The organism is Streptomyces griseoflavus (assembly GCF_014649995.1).
GTDB lineage: Bacteria > Actinomycetota > Actinomycetes > Streptomycetales > Streptomycetaceae > Streptomyces > Streptomyces griseoflavus.
Genome location: NZ_BMUC01000020.1, coordinates 1,119 through 16,736, shown reverse-complemented (window position 1 = coordinate 16,736; position 15,618 = coordinate 1,119). Strand labels below are relative to the sequence as shown.

The window sequence follows — 15,618 nt, the reverse complement described above, 5'->3', positions numbered from 1 at the left end:
TTCCACTTCCCCCAACCTCATTCCGGGAAGCTGCCCGCGATCAGCCGAGATCACTCAACGTAACGAAGCACTACTAGTCAGGCGGCCTGCGGCTTCGGCGGCCGTGAGGTTGCGGACCATGTCGTCGAGGCTGGTGACGTAGATCGAATAGCCGGCCCGGCAAGCCGCGACGTCGCCGAGGGGTGACGGCCCGGCTCCGTCAACGCCCGCCGTTCTCGCCGCCGATGATGCGGAAGGCGAGGATGGTGGAGTCGTCCGCGGGGTACGGTCCGGTCAGGTGGCGGACGAGGTCACGGACGTATGCGTCCAGCGCCTCGTCACCCGGTGGGATGCCGTCGCGGGCGTACGACTCGGCGGCCCGCAGCAGGCGTGCCAGGTCCCGGTCGGGGTCCGAGCCGCGGCGTTCGATCAGGCCGTCGGAGTAAAGCAGCACCACGTCGCCGGGGTCCAGGGAGGCCTCGGCCGCCACGTAGCTCTCGTCGTTCAGGACGCCCAGCGGGATGCCGGGACCGCCCGGCGGCGGATCGAGCAGACGCGCCCGCCGGCCGCGGACCAGGACGGGCGGGGGATGACCGCACAGGTCCAGCGCAGCAGGCCGTGGTCGGGGTGGCAGTGGGCGATGACCGCCGTGGCGGTGGACTCGTCGCCGTCGTCGCAGGCCACCGCGTTGAGCCAGGCAGTCAGCCGTTCCACCGGCTCACCGGTGAACGCCAGGCCCGCCAGGGCGTACCGCAGCTTCGCCATCAGTGTGACGGCGTCCAGTCCGTGACCGCGGGCGTCGCCGAGCGCGATCAGCACCTGCCCCGTGGGCAGCACGCGGGTCTTATACCAGTCACCACCCACGCGGGCCGTAGACGCCTCGGCGCGGTGGACGGCGGACGCCTCGATGTCACGCCGGGCCAGTTCCGCCGGGAAGCTGGGCAGGACGACCTGGCGCAGCCGCTCGGCCAACTCGGCGACCGTGTGCGCCCGCTCGCGCTGCGCCCGCGCTTCGGCGACCGCCCGCTCGGCCAGCGCCCGGCTGCGGCGGTCCTCGGTCACGTCGTGGAGCACCGCCCGCACGGTCCACACAGGGCCGTTTTCGGGGCCGACCGGTTCGGCGACGAAGCGGACGATCCGGTCGTACGGCGGAGGCACGCGCAGCTCACAGTCCACGACCTCCTGTTCGCGCAGCAGGACGGCACGGACGGCCCGGTACAGCGGCTTTAGACTGTCCGGCGTCACCATGCGGCCCAGCTCCAGCAGGTCGGGGGCCGGGTGCGTGCCGGGCAGGCCGAGTACGTCACGTAGTTCCGCCGACGCCTCGACAGACCCGTCGCCGAGGTTCCAGTCGGCCCAGGAGACCCGCACCAGGTGCTGCGAGGCCCTGCCCATCCGGGCGCTGTCCTCGCGTTCCCAGGTGAGCAGCAGCACACCGCCGCAGGGCGCCACGCGCACCTCGCCGCCGACGCGCACCGTCTGCTCGCCGGGCCCGGGCAGCGACCACTCCGCGTGCTCGGGGCCCTGGGACCTCCCCGTCCGACGGGCCTCGGTGAGCATGCGGGGCACGGGCGTGTCCGCCATGCCGGGGAAGCGCTCGAACAGCGGCACCGCACCGGCCCACGGCGGGAACGTCCCGGGCGAGAGGCGGCGGGACGAGTAGGTGCGGGCGGCGGCGTTCTGGCCCAGGTAGGAGAAGCCCACCGCGGAGCCCCCGGCGTCGAGCACCGGAAGAACCACCAGGGTGGGGATCGGCAGGGCGTTCAGCAGTTCCCGGGCCGGCGGCTCGGGCCCGGGGGCGGGAGGCGCGGGCGTACGGGCATCGCGCCGCGGCTCTCGCACGGGTACGGCCCGGTCGGCAACGTACCGGGCGATCCGCGACCGCTGTTCGGTCAGCAGTGTCTCCAGCGCGTGGAGCCGCCAGCGGCGACGCTCGTTGCCGGAGGCCCCGGCCGTGTGCGACGCGCCGACCCGTACCGGGTCGTCCGCCATCTTGCTCGCGCCCCTTCCGTCCGCCGTGCGACATCCACAGGTGTCCGTCATTCCCATGCTCGACGACCCACTGGAGGTGGGCCACTCGGCGGAGGGAGGGCACGCAGCTCGATGACGTGCTCGTCGTCCGGCAGCAGCGTGGTCAGGTTGCGGCGCATCCGGGCCTAGTACTGCAACGGTGCTTGTCGTGACTGGTGGCCAGGTCAGGGGATGTGTCCGCGTCGTTTTGTAGTGACTGGTGCGGGCCTGGTGTTGTCGTCGTCGGCGCCAGGTCGACCAGTGCAGGATGTGCTCGACGGGTGTGGGCCGGCGGTTGGTGAGACGGGTGATCAGCCGTCGTATCTCGGCGAGGCTGAGGTGGATGAGCTGGGAGGATCCGTTTCTGCTTTCCCGGCATCCAGCTCGCGGGCTCGCAGGACGGTCAGGCAGGCGTGGGCGGCCATGGCCAGGGTCATGTGGCGGTGCCAGCCGGGATAGCGGCGGACTTGGTAGTCGTCCAGGCCGCGTTCCTGCTTGGCGCTCTGGAAGCACTCTTCGATGGCCCACCGGCTGCCCGCGATGCGGATCAGGTCATCCAGCGTGGTTCCGGCGGGGCAGTAGGCGATGTAGTAGGAGATCTCCTGCGGGCGGGCGACGCTGCGGCGGGCCAACACCCAGTGCCGGCGGTCGGGTTGAACAGGTCGTGGACGGGGTGATCGATCGCCCAGCGGGTGACCACGGTGTCGTGCCGGGTGGTGGCCATGACGTGGAGGACGTCCGCCCGCTCCAGCTCGGACCGCCAGCCCTTGGAGAAGCCGTAGGCGGCATCCGCGGTCACCCACCGAAACGGGATCCTGTCCGCGATCGCCCGGCGGCCCATCGCCTTGGCCATGGCCACCTTGCTCTCGAAGGCGACCTCGTCGCCGATGCCGGCACGGTGACACCTTTTCCGGTCATCGGTCCAGGAAGTGGGCAGATACAGACGCCGGTCGATCAGCGTCCGCCCACGGTCGGTGGCATAGGCGAGGAAGACGCCGACCTGGCAGTTCTCCGTCCGCCCCGCGGTGCCGGAGTACTGCCGCTGCACCACCGCCGACCGCGTCCCCTTCTTCAGGAAGCCCGTGTCATCCACGACCAGGACAGCGCCGGGGTCGCCAAGGTTGTCGACCACGTACCGGCGCACGTCGTCGAGCACCTCGTCGGCGTCCCACTCGATCCGGTTCAGCATCCGGTGGACGCGGTCCGGGCCTGCGTGGCCGGCTTCCTCCGCCAGCGTCCAGCCGTTCTTCCGCTGCAGCGGAGCGATCAGTCCCCGCATGTAGGCCAGTGCGGAGTCCCGGCGCTCCGACCTGCTGAAACGGTGCACAAACCGCCCATGCACGGCTTCCGGTTCACCCGCCCACAACCTGACACCAGCAAGGTCCCCACCCATAACCACACCAACGACCAGCCTGGCCACCAGTCACGACAAGCACCGTTGCAGTACTAAGCGGGCGCGGCGACGGTGAACTCGGTGACGGCGGTGATCATTCCTGTCTTCCCTCGGTTGTTGGCGTGAGGTCGGTGGCTGTCCCGCCCGGCCGAGGCCCGAACGGCGATGGCGATGATGTGCACCGAGTGTCCGATCGAGTCCCTCTGCGGGGTGCGGTTACAGGGCTGGAGTTGGGCTCGGGGCCGCGGTCGGCTGAGGGAGCCTGCCTGTGCGGCGGGCCCAGACTTCGAACGCGACAGTCATGAACGGGGGCACGGCGGCCAGCAGGGCGAAGATCGTGGTCCGGCCCAGCCGCCACTTCAGCCGGATCGCGACCAGGACGGTCAGGGACACGTAGACGATGAAGGCGGCACCGTGGAGGGTGCCGAAGATCCGTACGCCGAGTTCGGTGGTTTCGGGAATGTACTTGAGGTACATCCCGGCCAGCAGACCTACCCACGTGCACGCTTCGATGACCGCGATCCAGGTGAACGCGCGCAGCAGACGGCTGGAGCCGGTCTCGGTGGCCCGTGCGGCCGGCACGTCGGCGGAAGGCGGTTCGGAGGTGGGCGTGGAAGGCGTCTGCGGGGTGCCTGGGCGTGCGGGCCACAGGGCGCGGTCGCCGAGCAGGCGGACGATGGCGGGGACCAGGAGCGGGCGGATGAGGAAGGTGTCCAGCAGGATGCCGAAGGCCATGGCGAAGCCGAACTGGAACAGTTCGCGGATCGGCTGGGTCATCAGGACGGCGAAGGTCGCCGCGAGGATGAGGCCCGCGGAGGAGATGACGCCGCCGGTGCGTGTCAGGGCGGCGGTGATCGCCTTCGCTGGGGGCTGGGTGCGCAGTTCCTGCTTGAACCGGCTCATGATGAAGATGTTGTAGTCGACGCCGAGCGCGACGAGGAAGACGAAGATGTACGCGGTGACGCGGTTGCCGATGCCGTCGTCACCGAGGACGGTCACGGTGAAGAAGGTGGTGGCGCCCAGGGTGGCCAGGAACGAAAGGATCAGGGTCGCGACCAGGTAGAGCGGGGCAAGGAGCGAGCGGAGCAGCAGGACGAGGACCGCGGTGACGATGGCTAGGACCAGGAGCACGATGAAGGTCGTGTCGCGGTCGAGGGCGGAGCGGATGTCGGCGTTCTGCGCGGTCTCGCCGCCGATGAGCACCGTTGCGTCCTGCACTCCGGCGGCCTGTGCCGCGGATTGTGTGGCCTGCTTGAGGGGACCGATCGCATCGAGTGCCTTGGAGCTGTAGGGGTCGAGGTCGAGGACGACCTCGTAGAAGACGGTCTTGCCGTCCTTGCCCATGCGGGGGCCTGCGACACGGCTGACGTGATCGGCATCGGTGAGCGCGGTGGCGATGTCGGCGGGCGCGGGGCCGGAGCGCAGGTTGTCCTGGGAGCGGACGACGACGGTACTGGGAGCGATGTCGCCGGGCCCGAATTCCTCCTGGATGAGGTGCTGCCCGTGCTCCGACTCGGTGGCGGCGCGGAAGCCGCTGAGGGTGTTGAAGCTCTCCTGGTAGCCGAGCAGTCCCGCGCTCAGTACCACCAGGAGTGCGATCACGGCCGAGGCCACCTTGACGGGAGCCCGTGCGACCAGGGCGGCGATGCGCTGCCAGATGCCTGCGCCGCGACTGCGTTCGGCGGCCTTGTCCACGCCCCCGGGCCAGAAGACGCCCCTGCCCAGCAGGAGGACCAGGGCGGGGATGAAGGTGAACGCCACCAGCGCCATGACGGCCACGCCCAGAGCGAGGTACGGTCCGAAGCCGTGAAGTGCCGGGGAGACGGCCACGAGCAGGGCGAACATGGCGAGCACGATGGTTGAGGCGCTGGCGAGGACGGACTCGGCGGTGCGGCGCACGGCGGTCTGCATCGCGCGGGCGCGGTCTGGCTCGTCGAGCAGGGTCTCGCGGTAGCGGGCGGTGATGATCAGCGCGTAGTCCGTGCCCACCCCGAACAGCAGCACGGTCATGATCGAGGCGGTCTGGGAGCTGACCGTGATGACTCCGGCGTCCGCGAGAATCGCGCCGAGAGTCTCCGCCACGCGCATAGCCACGCCCACGGCAAGAAGCGGCACGAGCGCCATCAAGGGCGAGCGATAGATCGCCAGCAGGATGATCAGGACGAGCACGATGGTGGCCAGCAGCAGGACTTTGTCACCGCCGCTGAAGACCTTCACAGTGTCGGTGGCGATCCCGGCGGGGCCGGTCACCGCGACGTCGGCGGGCCCGGCCCGGTCGGACGCGAGGTCACGCACCGCGTCGACCGCGTTCTGGAAGGACTCGTCCGAGGGGCTTCCCTTCATGGGCACGATGACCAGCTGAGCACCGCGGTCCTGCGAGACCAACTCGGCCGCAGCGTCAGGAGCGGTCACCGTGGAGACCACGCTCACGACATGGTCGGGTCGGCTGGTTCCGGAAAGGGCCGAGGTGATGGCGGCGACCGCCCGTGTGGCGCTCGCCGCGGCGTCGGTGCCCTTGCCGCGGACCACGATGATTGCCGGCGTCGCGTCCTGGCCCGGAAGCTGGGCGCGGACGAGATCACGGGCCTTCATCGAGTCCGAGGCGGCGGGCGGCAGGTTGGCGGACGCGTTGTCCTCGACGGATTCCAGGGCCGGGGCGACCCCGGCGAGGAGGCCCGCGATCAGGACCCAGAAGGCCACCACCACGGCGGCGCGCTTCTTCGACCCCAGGAGACATCGGAGCAGAGCGGGGGAGTTCATCGGTTGCATCGGGCAGCCTTCGGCAGGAAGCACGGACAGAACTTAGCGACAGGGTGTCTCTAAGTTGCGTCAAGCTAACACGCTCTCTCGGCCTCTCGGGCGTGGGGGTAGGTTGGCGGGAGACGGCACAGTGTCCGAGGTGAAGCGGAGAAAATGCCCAAGATTGAAGCTGGCAGTGTCCGGGAGCACCGGGCCCAGCGGCTCGCGCGGCTGATCGATGCGGCCGAGGAGCTCCTGGAAGAGGGCGGCGTCGAAGCCCTCACAGCCGGAGCGGTTGCCGCGCGAGCCGGGATCGCCCGCAACAGCATCTACCGCTACTTCAACTCCATCGACGACCTGCTCGAACTCGTCGTCACCCGCGAATTCCCCGCCTGGATCGACGCAGTGGAGCAGGCCATCGCGAGCGAGACCACGCCCGCCGCCCAGGCTGCCGCCTACGTCAGGGCCAACCTCGAACAGGCGGCTCGCGGCACCCACGGCTGGCGGGCCGCGCTCTCGCGCGGATCGCTCTCTCAGTCGGCGCGGGAGCGGGTGAGGAATCTGCACATTTCGCTACACGAGGCGCTCGCCCGGGTCGTGTGCGAACTGGGGCAGCCACAGCCCGAGCTGACCGTGGCGGTGGTCCAGGCAGTTGTCGATGCATGCATCCGCAGAATCGACCAGGGTGACGATCTGACGACCGTGTCCGACTTCGCGGCGGGAGCGACGCGTCGACTGCTCGCGGACGACGACTTGCCGCATCACCCGTGACGTACCCCGACCGGGCGGCTCGCAGGCCCGTCGATAGTGAAGCCCCCGGCAGAACGAGCCCGATCTTGAGCCGCCCCGGACCGTGCCGCAGACCGCTGGCGGCTCACATACGAGCAAAGCCCATGGGCTGCACGCACGGACCCCGCTCTCACAAACGGTGGCTCCCTCAAGTGATCAACGCACCACCCACGGATGATCATGTGATCGTGGAGGCACAGGTGCGTGACTACGGGTTTTCGCCGGCTCAGCAGGACGAGATATGGAGACGCTGGCGCGAAGGGCAGTCGTTCAGCCTGATCGGGCGGGTGATCAGGGCGCCGAAGTCGTGCTCGAAGTCGGCCGGCTCGGGGATTCTGCTGGTACGGCACAGTCCGAGGAAGCGCATCACCGACAGGCCGGAGTAGAGCGGCAGGCCGTACGAGCGGACCGTGATCACCGTCCGGACGGGAGCGGAAATGAGAGGGGTGCCGTCGGTTTCAGGGCGACAGGCAAAGTAGTCGTCGCAGTCCTCCGGAGCGAAGGCACCGACCAGGACCTGCCGGGCGAGCACCGGGACGGCGCCGGGCAAGGGACCGGGGGGCGCGGGACGGCGAGGGTCGGGAGAAGAGCGCGAGGCCGGGCCAGGAGGCAGAGCCGGTGCAGTCGAGCTGGCTCTGAAGGACGGAGTCGGCCCACTGGAGGCGGGAGCGGCCGATGATGACGAAGAGCGCGTTCGGAATCAGCCACACCACCTGCTGGATCAGGCGTTCCAGGTCTCAGTGGGCGCGGTCGCCGACATCCTCGAACGACTACGACACGGCCGCGCAGATCCGATACCGCAGCCGCCTCATCGATGGATGCCTCACCGGAACAGGGCTCACCCTGACGACATCACGACTGCAACCTCAGTACCGGGCAAGGGCCGCCGTGCCTCACGGACGGCGGCCCTCCCCATAGTGCGCGGACCTGCTACTTGCCGGGCTCCACCTGGAGGTGGCTGCCATTGGAGACCGGCGTGTCGTCGGTCTGGTCCCGCTTCAGCCTTGGTGTGGGCTCAGGGACCGGGCAGAGCCTGTGGTCAGCAGGACACCACGGCCGAGACGGTCGCGGTCGAGGGGGGCCAGCCCCACTGGTTCACGGAGAAGCTGCCGTTGACCGTCGAACCACACGGCGCGGTGGTGACAATGCTGCCGACCGAGGTCGCACCCGCCTGTATGAGCACGGTCGGGTTGATGGGCGCGATCGGGGCACCACCGACGACCGTACCGGAGACCGTGAAGCCGACCTGCTGGGGCTGCCACCCGGAGTTGGTCGTGGCTGCAACCCCGTAGAAGCGGACCTGGTTGCCGGTCACCTCGACACAGGCTCGGGTCAGCAAGGTTCCGGGCGCACCGGGGGCGCCACAGGTGGTGACGGCGCCGACCGGCCCGGTCGGCGCGGCGACGGCCTCCTGGCCGGTGGCCAGGGTGGCCAGGGTTGCAGCGGCTACCGCAGCAGTGGCAAGACTCTTCATGGGGTCCCTCTCTCTTCCATTGCCCTCACCAGAGAGCAATGTGAAATGTCACATGCCCTTCGGGCAGATTATGACAGCGCACAGAGACGGGTAGCGCCGGACTCGGAGGAAAAAGGTATTTTTCCATCAGTTCTGGCCAACAAGTGGCCTGAACCCCGCGCGAATGGGCAGGTGGGAAGTTGCCGCACTCGCTCCAATGTCAGCGGTGAGGGAGGCAGGCGCACTCGGACACGTTCCGATAAGGCGGGGCCAGCCCAAACAATCGGCCTCCCACGAGTTCAGGGCTGTCGGCGCGATCGGGAGTACTGGCCCTGTTGACGTCGCAGGGTTCTGGCACAACCTCTGCGGAGCTGCACCGACTGGGCTTTCGCCTACCTCATGACAAGCCCCTGAACTGCAGGGTTCTCAAGACACTGCGGTTCCAGGCGCCAAGCTTCGGCTTGAGACCACGGAAGTTCGCGGCCAGAGCCGGAGCTCGTGAACAAAGCCAAGTGCTAACGGCACGACCATCACCATCAACAACCTCACCCCATAGTTCCTGCAGGCGCGGGGGCACTGGCGGCCACAGTTACCGTCGGGGCAGGCGACCCTCGTCAGGGCGTGGAAGCGGCACCTGTCGTGTGCGGGCATGCGGGGCGGAGGAGGGCCTGGCCTGCCGGACGCCGGCTGGCTACCCGGCCGATGAGCACAAGGCACGCCGGCAGGCCGTCGGGGAGCCCTCGTACGAGCAATGGCGTGCCCGGGGCCTCCTCGACGACCTCGCACCGCGCGCCCCTCCCATACCCGCCCACAACGCCCACGTCGCCAGCGAGCACCTGAACGTCGGCCAGCCCCTCGGGGATGCCGTCGAGTTGGTCTGCCGCGCCCTCGCCGACCGCTACGGGCAGCTCCTCCTCAACAAGGACACCCTCGACGCTCTCGACCCCCTCGGCCATCACCTCCGCGTCCTGCTCCTGGCCCGTGGCTCCGAGGGCCGCGCGGAGATCGTCACCGTCCCTGGAACACGCCCTGTAGCAACCGGCATCATCCCGCTCGGTCTCACGGGGGTCCGGTCTACGCGGCCGGGCCGCTACAGACAGGCTCGGGCAGCAGGTTCAGGATCTTCCGGGCTGTGTGGCTGTAGAGCGAGCCAGCGTCGTTGCTGGCGCCGATCGCCCTGGCCGAAACAGGTCCCCGTTCCTGTACCGCTGAAGCATGGTCCAGGTGTGCTTCGGGATGTCTATCGCGGGGGTCGGTGACGTCCTCACCCCGGGTCTTATGCCTGCTCCGGCGGAACTGTTATGCCCCTGCCATCTCGGAAGGTGGGGCCGGACCGGCAAGGCTTCTCCACCCTCCGACCAGGGCGTTCTTGCTCTACACCTGCCCAGCACACGCCCTGCTGTACACCAGTTGGCAACCTCGCGTCCCCTCAGGCACCTTCCCTGTGCCATGTCACCTGTGCAATGGTCCAGCTCTCAGGGCGTGGCCATGCCAAGCGGGGCGGCCCTTCTACATCCCCGTCACGTCGTCCGCATGGTCTTCCCACTGTCCGCGCCCTCTCCCCCACCCCATCGGCCACGTTCTGCGTGGCCGGATTCCCTCACGGGAGGCATAGTGAGAAAGTCACTTGTCCGACGAAGTCTGGGCGCGGCGCTGCCGCTGACCCTGACCCTCGCCATGGGCATCGGCCTGCTGGGTCAGCCGGCTGGCGCAACCGAGAACGCTGAGCTGGCAACTCGCATCACGGCAGGAGACCCGGACCGGGCTGAGCCCGCGCCCGTCGGGCAGCGGACCGCCGAGACCGTACACGTCGCGAAGGGGCGCCTGAAGGCATCCCAGCTACCGCCCCTGGCCGCGAGCAAGGACGCTCTCAAGGAGGAGTACGGCGAGGACGCCAAACCGCCTGTGCCCTCCTCGAAGTCGGCGGAGAAGGCGTTGGGAAAGACGGCCGGAGAGAAGAGCGCGGCTGCGTGCAGTGCCTCCGACTTCACCAGCCGCACCGGCAGCGCGTTGGTCCAGCAGATCAAGGCATCCACGCCCGACTGCGTCAACATGCTGTTCAACCTGACCGGGAACGACGCCTACTCCGCCTTCCGTGAGGCGCAGATGAGCACCGTTGCCTACGCCCTGCGTGACGGTTCGGCGTCCTACCCCGGCAACTCCAGCACCGGTATGCAGCAGCTCGTGCTCTACCTGCGCGCCGGCTACTACGTCCACTACTACAACGCCAGCACGGTCGGGTCCTACGGCAGCGGCCTGCAGACCGCCATCCGTGCGGGACTCGACGCCTTCTTCGCCAGCGCTCACTCCCGCGACGTCACGGACGCCAACGGCGAGACGCTCTCTGAGGCCGTCATCCTGATCGACAGTGCCGAGGAGAACGCCCGCTACATCTACGTCGTCAAGCGGATGCTGGCGGACTACAACTCCTCCTGGAACGCCTCCCGGGGGATGCTCAAAGCGGTCAACGACGTCTACACCGTGACCTTCCGCGGCCACCAGGTGCCCGCGTTCGTGACTGCGGTCCAGTCCGACCCCAGCCTGGTCGACGCGCTCTACAACTTCACCTCCGGCCACCTGTCGCTGCTGGGGACGGACCAGTCCTACCTTACGTCCAACGCCGGGCGAGAGCTCGGCAGGTTTCTGCAGCACCCCGCACTGCAGTCGAAGGTCCGCCCTATGGCCAGCGGTCTGCTGAACGCTAGCTCGATTAAGGGCACCACCGCACCGCTCTGGGTCGGCGTGGCCGAGATGACCGACTACTACGACAAGGCCGAGTGCTCCTACTACGGCACCTGCAACCTGCAGTCGCAGCTGGCGAACTCGGTGCTGCCCGTGACCTACCCGTGCAGCTCGAGCATCACGATCAAGGCCCAGCAGATGACCTCGAGCGAGCTGTCGTCGAGCTGCTCCAGCCTGCGCAGCCAGGACGCGTACTTCCACAACATCGCCCGTGACAACGGCCCGGTCGCCAACGACAACAACAGCACCATCGAGGTCGTGGTCTTCGACTCCAGCACCGACTACCAGACCTACGCCGGCGCCATATACGGGATCGACACCAACAACGGCGGCATGTACCTGGAAGGAGACCCGGCGGCTGCCGGCAACCAACCACGGTTCATCGCCTACGAGGCCGAGTGGGTGCGCCCGACCTTCCAGATCTGGAACCTCAACCACGAGTACACGCACTACCTCGACGGCCGCTTCAACATGCACGGCGACTTCACCGCCAACACCACCACCCCGACCATCTGGTGGATCGAAGGCTTCGCGGAATACGTCTCCTACTCCTACCGCGGTGTCCCCTACACCGACGCGATGACGGAGGCGGGCCGCCGCACCTACGCCCTGAGCACCCTCTTCGACACTACCTACAACAACGACACCACACGCATATACCGCTGGGGCTACCTCGCCACCCGGTACATGCTGGAGAACCACCGCACGGACATGGACACGGTCCTCGGCCACTACCGTTCCGGCAACTGGAACGCCGCCCGCACCTACCTGACCAGCACCATCGGCACTCGCTACAACAACGACTGGTACACCTGGCTGGCAGGCTGTGCGGCCGGCGACTGCGGCGGAAGTACCAACCCGCCCGGCAATCAGGCACCCACCGCCGCGTTCACCACGGCCGTCCAGGGGCTGAAGGCCACCTTCACCGACCAGTCCACGGACGCCGACGGCACCGTCGCCTCCAGGTCCTGGAACTTCGGCGACGGCACCACCTCCACAGCCACCAACCCCAGCAAGACCTACAGCTCCGCCGGAACCTACACGGTGAAGCTGACGGTCACCGACGACAAGGGCGCTACGGCCACTGCCACAAGGACCGTCACCGTCAGCAGCGGCGGAGGCACCGGCACCGAGTGCACCGGCACCGATAGCAGGGAGCTGGGCCAGAACTGCCAGCGCAGCAACCAGTCCGCCACCGCCGGCAACTACGCCTACCTCTACCTTTACGTCCCGGTCGGCACCACCCAGCTGAAAATCACCAGCGCCGGTGGCACGGGCAACGCGGACCTGTACTACAGCTACAGCGGCTGGCCTGTCACCACCAGCTACATACAGCGTTCCACGGGAGCCGGCAACAGCCACACCCTGACCATCACCAACCCGCCAGCCGGTGCGAACTACATCAGCCTGTACGCCGTGAACAGCTTCAGCGGCGTCACCGTCACCACCAGCTACTGACACACGGACACCACGGAGAACCACAACTTCATCACAGCCCGGGACGGTCCCCCGCCCAGGCATTGCCCCGGGGTGGGGGGACGGAGGTGTACCTCCGTCCCCCCGCCCCGGACTGCCAGCGCACCGTCCGGCAACTCCTGGAGACCAGCCCCCCGGAGAGGTAACAGCCAGATCGAGAAGTCACGCTGCCGGTCAGTTGAGTTGTGCTTGCACGAGCACCCCTGGATGCACGGCCCAGGGATGAGGAACTTGGCATTCTGCGTCGCTCACCGTGCAGAACGCCGGCCGCTACCGCGCAGCCGGTGCTCTCGACTTGGCCGAAGGAAAGCGAAAACGACTTGCTCCGGACGGCTGCGTCTATCGACGCCATCTTCCGCAAAACGTTACTGCTCATCAAACCGGACCAGGAAGCGTCTTTCTGGTTCCGTCTGCGGGACGAGGAGGCGCGTAGGTACGAGCTACCCACTTCTGAAAATGCGGAGCCTGAGCCAGCAGTTGACGGTGGGTCCGAACGGAATGATGATGCACTGCCTCTACAACCGACGCATCGACCAAATCCCGGCGCCACAAGAGCAAATGCCGCTGCCACAGAGGATCCCCCGCCAGTGGTTTGATCAGCACGCCCTCTACGGGACACACAGTGGGCTGAACGGCAGTCACTCCGAGACCCTTGGCGATCATCGACTGCAGTTGGTCGAGCACATGGAACTCGTGTGTGACCGCAGGCATGAAACCTGCAGCCCGGCAGGCTTCATAGAAAGCCCCAGGCCACCCCACTCCGTCGTCAGAAGAAACAAACCAAGTATCCTCGGAAAGCCCCTCCAAGGGAATTTCAAAACGATGCCCAAGCGGGTGGCTGGCAGGGGTGGCCACGAAGACTGGAACAGTCCTGATGGCACGATGATCCACCTTCGGGGAGTGCTGAATCGGCAGCCCAGGATAATCGCACCCCAGGCCGGCATCCATTTCACCGGTTTCCAGAAGGCGCAAGAGTTCTCCGGTGGCATACACGCTGCTGACGGAGACGACGAGATCGGGAAAAGAGTCGCGAAGAGAGTCCAGCAATACAGGTACTACGGGCGTATTGATAGCGCCGAGGCGAAGTCGACGTGTTGGTGCAGACGTACGCGAGTGCCGAAGGCGAGTGAGATTGTCCGCGAGTACCAGAATTTCACGGGCCTGGCCAACGACCTGTGCACCGTAGTGCGTAAGCTCCATACCGGTGCTGCTGCGAGTAAACACTCCCTCGCCAAGCATCCCCTCGATACGACGCAGTTGCGTGCTCATGGCCGGCTGAGTGAATCCGAGTGCGGCAGCCGCCCGTCCGACACCTCCCAAATCCGCTATCGCACACAATACGCGCAAATGGCGCAACTCCAGCTCCACAAGGACACCTCAATCCGGATGAACAGAGTTCTATTGTGCGCCAACAAGAAGGAAGTGGACCCCTTGTCACGGGCGCGCTCTGCAGGCATCTCATATCGAAAGACGAGTGTTATGAGAGATCCTAGCGATCCGATATGACCCAGTCTATTGATCAGCAGTGGCCACCGTGCAAGTCTCGATTTTGCGCACTGATCCGCGGACGCGTCTGCGGGATCTGCAGCACCCTGCCACCGAGTAGCAACATCATGCCTCACACTCGCATGATCTTCACTGTTGAAGCAACCGAAGCGGCGGTTCGCAGTGCCCGTCACCGCGTGTCCGCTGCAATAAGGTGGTGGCGAGTTCCCGTCGACGAAGAGCTGTGCTTCACTCTGGAACTGGTGACCTCGGAATTGCTCACCGATGGTCTGCTGCACGCACGCGGACCTATGACCGCTGGGGTGGCACTGGTCTACGACCTCCTCTTCGTCTCGGTTCTCGACCGTAGTCCGAAGCTGCCTCAACCCCGCTCGGCACAGGCCGACGACGAGTGTGGACGCGGGCTCGCCTTGATCGAAGAACTCGGCCTGAACAAGGATACGAAACAGCACCAGGCGGTGAGCGCTGCTGGGCGGTTCTTCCCGTAAAAGCGGCGGACGCCCGCGCTGCCGAGACGGTGCAGGCTGAGGTCCAGGACAACCAATCCACTATGGATCATGCACGCTGGTCACTATCTCCGACGGGAAGGAATCTACTGGACATCATTTCCCCGCCCTCTTAGGACCTCCATCACTCCAGCGACCAGGAACTCTTAAGGAACTTACTCAGCAGAAGAAGCGTAACCGATCGACTCCAAATGAATTCGGCACAACCAATTGACAATCAGACTGGATGAGAATCGCCCACCCTGCGTAGAATTTCCTTGTAGTTCACGAAGGAACGTCACCCCTGTCGCTATACCCGGCCGCTCTGTATTCAATTTCCACAGATCAGCTCTAAGCTAATCATGGATCTTCGTTGTTCGGGAGCATAGGGCCTTCCTAGGTATGGCAGTGGCCGCACGCTTATCTGGTGTGGGGCTACTGCCATACCTAGGAAGGCCCTATGCCGATTATGCTCCCCAGCCGATTCGCGTCCCGGGCCCGCCGCTCGCCGTCCTGTGCACCAAGGCCGAGGTCGGGGAGCGCGCCCTGCTTCTGGTCCTCGCGCACCTCTTACAGGCCATCTCATTTGGCGTGTTCGGTAGCCTCCGTGGGGATCGTTGAGCGGCTGGTGCCGGATGAGCTGTGGGAGTTGTTCCAGCGGGTGGTGCCGTAGGTGCCGACCCGTCCGCAGGGCGGTGGTCGGCGCCGGCACGGAGACCGGGAAGTGCTGGCCGCGATCCTGTTCGTCGCGACGTCGGGCTGCACGTGGCAGCAACTGCCGTCTGCTTCGTTCGGGCCGTCGGGAGCCACGGCCCACCGCCGGTTCACGGAGTGGTCGAAGGCCAGAGTGTGGGCCAAGCTCCACCGCCTTGTTCTCGACGAGCTCGGCTCCCGCGGCGAACTGGACTGATCGAGGTGCGCGATCGACTCGGTGAACATGCGGGCCCTGAAAAGGGGGACCTGACAGGTCCGAATCCTGTCGACCGGGGCAAGTACGGCTCGAAGGCCCACTCTAATAACCGACCGCACGGGTCTGCCCCTGTCCA

At 66.9% G+C, this 15,618-nt stretch carries 7 protein-coding genes and 4 pseudogenes; 4 read left to right on the top strand and 7 right to left on the bottom strand.

What is annotated here, in order from left to right; genetic code table 11:
• Window positions 1-72 precede the first annotated feature (72 nt).
• From IE172_RS34900 to IE172_RS30385, 4 genes and pseudogenes are all read right to left on the bottom strand, one after another.
• Window positions 73-174 (bottom strand): annotated as a pseudogene (locus IE172_RS34900) (ATP-binding protein); the annotation flags it as partial.
• A 25-nt stretch (window positions 175-199) separates the two neighbouring features.
• A pseudogene (locus IE172_RS34895) lies at window positions 200-1,227 on the bottom strand (PP2C family protein-serine/threonine phosphatase).
• Window positions 1,228-2,300: 1,073 nt separating this feature from the next.
• Window positions 2,301-3,382, bottom strand: a pseudogene (locus IE172_RS30390) (IS701 family transposase).
• Between the two features lie 216 nt (window positions 3,383-3,598).
• Window positions 3,599-6,142, bottom strand: coding sequence for an MMPL family transporter (locus tag IE172_RS30385; RefSeq protein ID WP_190100555.1), 2,544 nt, complete (start codon window positions 6,140-6,142; stop codon window positions 3,599-3,601).
• A gap of 153 nt (window positions 6,143-6,295) precedes the next feature.
• Between IE172_RS30385 and IE172_RS30380 the strand changes: the two genes are divergently transcribed.
• Window positions 6,296-6,892: a TetR/AcrR family transcriptional regulator gene (locus tag IE172_RS30380; protein ID WP_190100554.1), complete on the top strand. Its 597-nt coding sequence runs from the start codon at window positions 6,296-6,298 to the stop codon at window positions 6,890-6,892.
• 244 nt (window positions 6,893-7,136) lie between these two features.
• Here the strand turns inward: IE172_RS30380 and IE172_RS30375 are convergent, their stop codons facing one another.
• Window positions 7,137-7,328 carry a hypothetical protein gene (locus IE172_RS30375; RefSeq protein ID WP_190100553.1) on the bottom strand — a complete coding sequence of 64 codons (192 nt, stop codon included), beginning with the start codon at window positions 7,326-7,328 and terminating at the stop codon, window positions 7,137-7,139.
• A 621-nt stretch (window positions 7,329-7,949) separates the two neighbouring features.
• Window positions 7,950-8,384, bottom strand: a complete 435-nt coding sequence (locus tag IE172_RS30370; RefSeq protein ID WP_190100552.1) for a hypothetical protein — start codon at window positions 8,382-8,384, stop codon at window positions 7,950-7,952.
• Window positions 8,385-9,977: 1,593 nt separating this feature from the next.
• Here IE172_RS30370 and IE172_RS30365 point away from each other — a divergent pair.
• The gene (locus tag IE172_RS30365; RefSeq protein ID WP_190100551.1) at window positions 9,978-12,563 is read left to right on the top strand and encodes a collagenase; all 2,586 of its coding nucleotides are present in this window, start codon (window positions 9,978-9,980) and stop codon (window positions 12,561-12,563) included.
• A gap of 393 nt (window positions 12,564-12,956) precedes the next feature.
• Here IE172_RS30365 and IE172_RS30360 read toward each other — a convergent pair whose 3' ends face one another.
• On the bottom strand, window positions 12,957-13,949 hold the full coding sequence (locus tag IE172_RS30360; protein ID WP_190100550.1) for a LysR family transcriptional regulator: 993 nt from the start codon (window positions 13,947-13,949) through the stop codon (window positions 12,957-12,959).
• Window positions 13,950-14,209: 260 nt separating this feature from the next.
• Here IE172_RS30360 and IE172_RS30355 point away from each other — a divergent pair, with 260 nt between their 5' ends.
• Both IE172_RS30355 and IE172_RS30350 read left to right on the top strand, forming a co-directional pair.
• Window positions 14,210-14,575 carry an ATP-binding protein gene (locus IE172_RS30355; protein ID WP_229886581.1) on the top strand — a complete coding sequence of 122 codons (366 nt, stop codon included), beginning with the start codon at window positions 14,210-14,212 and terminating at the stop codon, window positions 14,573-14,575.
• Window positions 14,576-15,158: 583 nt separating this feature from the next.
• Window positions 15,159-15,618: pseudogene (locus IE172_RS30350) on the top strand (IS5 family transposase); the annotation flags it as partial.

What these genes read in the sequence shown, in the direction of transcription:
- IE172_RS30385 (WP_190100555.1), bottom strand. Translation starts at nt 6,142, where the DNA reads ATGAACTCCCCCGCTCTGCTCCGATGTCTCCTGGGGTCGAAGAAGCGC.
- IE172_RS30380 (WP_190100554.1), top strand. Translation starts at nt 6,296, where the DNA reads ATGCCCAAGATTGAAGCTGGCAGTGTCCGGGAGCACCGGGCCCAGCGG.
- IE172_RS30370 (WP_190100552.1), bottom strand. Translation starts at nt 8,384, where the DNA reads ATGAAGAGTCTTGCCACTGCTGCGGTAGCCGCTGCAACCCTGGCCACC.
- IE172_RS30355 (WP_229886581.1), top strand. Translation starts at nt 14,210, where the DNA reads ATGATCTTCACTGTTGAAGCAACCGAAGCGGCGGTTCGCAGTGCCCGT.